Origin of the sequence: Brevibacillus reuszeri, from assembly GCF_002897295.1 — a bacterium.
GTDB classification, from domain to species: domain Bacteria; phylum Bacillota; class Bacilli; order Brevibacillales; family Brevibacillaceae; genus Brevibacillus; species Brevibacillus reuszeri_A.
On the sequence record NZ_BEXF01000064.1, the window covers coordinates 1 to 4,711 of the forward strand.

Annotated in this window: 2 protein-coding genes and 1 pseudogene; all 3 read right to left on the minus strand. The window is 42.2% G+C overall.

The window, feature by feature from the left end; translation table 11 throughout:
* Positions 1–648: 648 nt before the first annotated feature.
* Complete coding sequence (locus C3B52_RS35080; protein WP_235615971.1) at positions 649–2,508, minus strand: VirD4-like conjugal transfer protein, CD1115 family; 1,860 nt, start codon at positions 2,506–2,508, stop codon at positions 649–651.
* 26 nt (positions 2,509–2,534) lie between these two features.
* Positions 2,535–2,810, minus strand: a complete 276-nt coding sequence (locus tag C3B52_RS35085; protein ID WP_103110954.1) for a hypothetical protein — start codon at positions 2,808–2,810, stop codon at positions 2,535–2,537.
* A 250-nt stretch (positions 2,811–3,060) separates the two neighbouring features.
* Positions 3,061–4,711, minus strand: a pseudogene (locus tag C3B52_RS35090) (MobP3 family relaxase); the annotation flags it as partial.

Sequence of the window (4,711 nt, forward strand, 5' to 3'; positions counted from 1 at the left end):
AGTAAGAGAAGCCATTTAAAAAGATCTTGTCCTAATTTTACTGCTCCGGTCACAATTTCCGGCTCACCAGCAGCGAATGCTGGATTAGCAGCGAGCAACATGATAATGCTGAACATCAATACAAGATGGACGGTACGACTGTCTTTGATTTTCTTTAGCACGAATATTTCCTCCTGTTCATAAACGGTAGGTTACTTTCCCACCTTAAAACATGCTCACTATTCTCCATGAGCGAGCCTTAACTCAAGATAATGAATTATGGACTCTCGCGCTTTTCATATTCTTTTCTGTAACTTCGTCCAGCTGATATTCACCAACTTAACGGCAAGAACACTACAATCTATGAGCCATGCTCTCGATCTTCTTCAAGCCCTTGAACAATTTCCATATTGGCCAGAAACAGAGCGTGTATTCCATCACGTTCATAAGGATAAAGTTCTGAGGAAGTCGATCTAATAGCTTCATTGCCTCAGTGAAGGCGCAGCTCCACTATGTAAGTCCTCCGAAGGATAGATAGAACACTCAAAGTCGCTATTAACATTGTCTAAGAGACAACTCTCATTGAGTATCACCCCCCCATATTTAGTCTAAATCTTAGACCTAATATAAAATTTTGAATGTTCAAATCCATGATTCACTCGTGTTGTCTTAATCAACATCCATGAAATCCGGAATCTCATCCTCATCTATCGTTTCTGCTTGTTCTTGAGATGATGGTTGTTGCATGCCCATATCAGGAAGGAAAAAGTTCACCCGTTCAAGTCGTCTTTTCTCTTGGGTTTCAGGCGCTTGCAAATCATCATTGGCAGGCCATAAGCTCAGATCCGGTAATGGCAGTTTCGCTGGGTACATTCTTCCTCGGAATACAAGTGACATATCATCCGGCCACCGGCTGATCTCATCAGGCGTTAATAAAGCACGTCCGGTGTGATTGGCTGAGGACCCATGACTCACTGAATTTTTACCTACATTGTAGCTGTTACCTTGTGTCTCAACTGTGTAGGTTCCGGTACGTTTACTCAACTCTTCGAGTGTTCCTTGATCTGTCGTGAGTAGATAGATCGTATTCTGGACGTTGGCCTTGAGTGTTTTAGCAACAAGGTTTCCGTATTTACTATCCAGCTGCGAGTAGGATTGAATAATCATATGCCATCGCACTCCACGTCCCAAGGATACGGTGAGTTTGGTGTCCATGTCCGGGAAAGGAGGCATATTACCAAATTCATCTAGAATCATATTGGTGCGGACATTCAAACGGCCCTTTGATTTATTAGCATGATCGACCAGTGCATCATAAGCTTGGCTCACATAGAGGGCTGCATACGGATGACGGGTTGTATCCTCGTCCGGAATAATTAAGAAAATGGCCGTTTTCTTATCGCCTACATCTGTAATTTGATGATCTTGATAAGAAGTCAGATAAGCCACCGAAGGATCTGCAAATAATCTGAGTAGCGCAGCTGCCGAGCTGAAGAAACTTGCTCGTGTTCTTTCTGGGGCCAAACTAGCAATACCATATGCTTCTCTGGCCGGATGATCTAGCGGCAAATTATCAAAATAGTCAGTCAGTGGAACATAATCAATGATTTGATTACCAACTCTCACCTTTTTGACTTTCCCCAATTCGATCAGAGTTTTGTAGACAGAGTACATGTGTTTTTGATTATCTTCTGGTGCTTCTAGAGCGACAGCTAAGATGAGTGCTGCAATGACCGATTCCGGCCCATCACGCCATATGGATTCGCCTTTATCCCCACCTGGCTTTTGATAAACAAACATGTGAGCTATGGACCAAGCGTGTTTTGTAGCAAGGGCAACGTCACCTTTTTTGATAGCTTCTACCACAGGTGCGAGATAATTTGTTCTATTTCCACGCCCAGGCTCACGAAAATCAAGATACTTAACCTCATAACCTTGGTCTCTCAAAAAGGTAGATGAACGATCATACAATTCACCTTTAGGGTCGGTAACGATCATCGATTCTTCCGCATGTGCAAGCATCCATATAGTCGGGAACACCAGTCTCCGTGTTTTACCGGATCTCGTTGCACCAATAATCAAGGTGTTACTATCCTTTGTGTCAACGTATGCGAATGGCTTTCTGCCATCCAAATACGCTCCTAGTACGATTCCACCTGCAAGAACTACTGTCTTTAAGTGCCACTTGAAAGCCGATTTCTCCACTTCTTTGTCCGTCATCCATCGGCTCGTGCCGAATTGCCCAGATCCAGAAGCCTCGGGTCCACCGATTCCGTCTTTAATTCGATTATTCCGTTTTGGTACATCTCTCCAAAATATCTTAATGATCAGCAAGATGATTCCCACTTGCAAAATAAGCCAAAGCTGCCAAAGAAATTTTGTATGTAGAAGTTTTATGATCGATTCAATGGGATTAAGATGCTCCAACCAAACATTAATTCCCTCTGGGTATCCTATTTCGGAAAGGAATAACGGTATACGCACAATGCTAGGTAATGCAAGAAAATCCAACAACAGAATAATGTACAAGGAGATCCATCTGGGTTTGAGAAATTTCAGTTTTCTCTTCCCCCTTTTACACTGGACTCACAAAGTAACAAAGGATGCTCCATTGGATCAGTTTCGACTCCATTCTTCTGTGCCAATTGAAAAAGGACACAACGAATATCGCTCAGTTCTCTTTTTATATCCAGTGCCCCTTGCGAAACATAATACTCTAGTGCTTCCTCAAGTAATTTCGTTTGTCCGCCGTGGGTTTTTGAAGCTCTCTGGTAATACGTTCTCGCTTTTGTAGATAACTTCAATCTTCCACCAGCTCTTATACTTTCCACTTCTTCACCCCTCCCTCGGTCTTTAGACCCCCACAGGATTGGGAAAAAAGCACTCCCATGGAATCACCTCCCTGTCAATATTAAAGGACTTTTTACGCATATATACAATGAGCCTATATAACTAAATGACAAAAAAACCTAATTCCAAAGTCCCAATAATTTGTCGAATGCGTTAAACAATTTGTTCGACACTTAAAGTCTTGTTGGAATTAGGTTTATTTATTATTTGTTAGACAAAAAAAATGACAACTTACTCCTGTTCTCTTTCAGCTTCACGCTGCAATCGTTTTTCGTTCTGTCTCCTCATCATTTCTCCCTGTGATTGTGAGCGCATTCGCTCTTGTTCCAGAGAGTTCCACACGGTTTTCCATAATGATTTAGCCAAGTTCATAGACGGATCCTGACCTATACGTTCTCCTTGTCCGCGTGTACGTTCTTTATTGTTTTGCCATAAATAAGGAGCGTCTATGTCGAGGACTTTCTTCAAATTCTCGTAATCCCGTTTGTTAACGACTGGGGTCCTACCCCACGGTTTGAGATCTTCAACTTCCTTCTTAATGCGGTCGATGATTGGATCAAGACGATCTTGAGGTAAATTTAATCCGCTACGTTCGTTCCAATCAGTCACCATTTTCAAGACTTCCTCATACTTCAAACCTGAAGCGAACATGACTTTAGTAAAATTAGAAACAGTCTTTATTACCTCATCTTGTACTCCTAATTGTTTACCTAACATGGTTGTATCCTCAGTACGCTTCTGAAACAGGTCTCTTATATTCAGTTCGGCTATATTTATGCTTCCAGTTCGTCCAGCCCATTCTCGGACCTTTTGAATCAGGATCTCTTCATCCTCGATGCCTTCCTTCAGCACAGCGGTATACTTTTGAGCAACCCATTGTGCGTTATCCGGATCAATCTTGTTTTGTGACAGATCGAATGTCTTCAATGCATCCTGGTACTTTTCCGGATTGACCTGAAGGGACTCGTCTATTCTCCATGGATATGACATTTCAGTATCTAAGGCATCATTGATTTTTTTCCAAGTCTCATTTTTCAAGAAATTAGTATCTGCACCGGCTACTGATTTCAAAATCCTATTGATTCCTTCGACTGAATTATTTTTCGCAAATTCAGTCATGATCTGCCTACGTTCCGAATCCCCTATGCCTAACTGTTTTAGAGCTACGGTCATACAGTACGCCGTGTACCCTTTACCATGCTGATCATCGACCGTTATTTTACCGGTTCTGAAATTTTGAACGATGTTCTCAACATCGGATATCACGACCTGTTCTTTTCTCATCTCCCAAGGGTAAGCTGCCTTGACTCCCATGATGTCTGTTAGTTTCGTCCATTCTTCTTCCGATACTTTCTGGGAAGAATCCTTCAGTATTTTCCCGCTGTCTTTTAAATTAGGTAAAGGAATTCCAGCTGTCTCGAAATATGCCTTTACTTTCTGGTCGGAGTATCCAGCTAATTTCATGGCATTGGCTGCCACCTGTGTTACTTTATCCAATGCTTCTGGAGCTGTATGATTTACATTCTCTATCAATTCTTTCAGCTCATATAAAGGAATCCCAAGATCCGCTTTCTTTACCCAATCGCTTGCCAGCTGAAGTTGTTCCGCAATAGGCATACCCACTTGTCGTAAAGAATCCACGACTTTTGTGAGCACCCTTTGAGAGAAATCATCTTCAGGGCGACCCATGGCTTTTGAAAATTGATCGATGACGACTTGGGCGTTTTGTGGATCAACTGTGGTATATACTTTCTTCTTTGACTCTACCGCAGCTCGTAGCACAACCTGAGATACGCGTTTTTCAAGATCAGCGGCCGCATTGTCTTTAGCTTTTCGGATATCACTTTCCTTGAAGGAATACTGTTTAGTCATGTTCTCAACG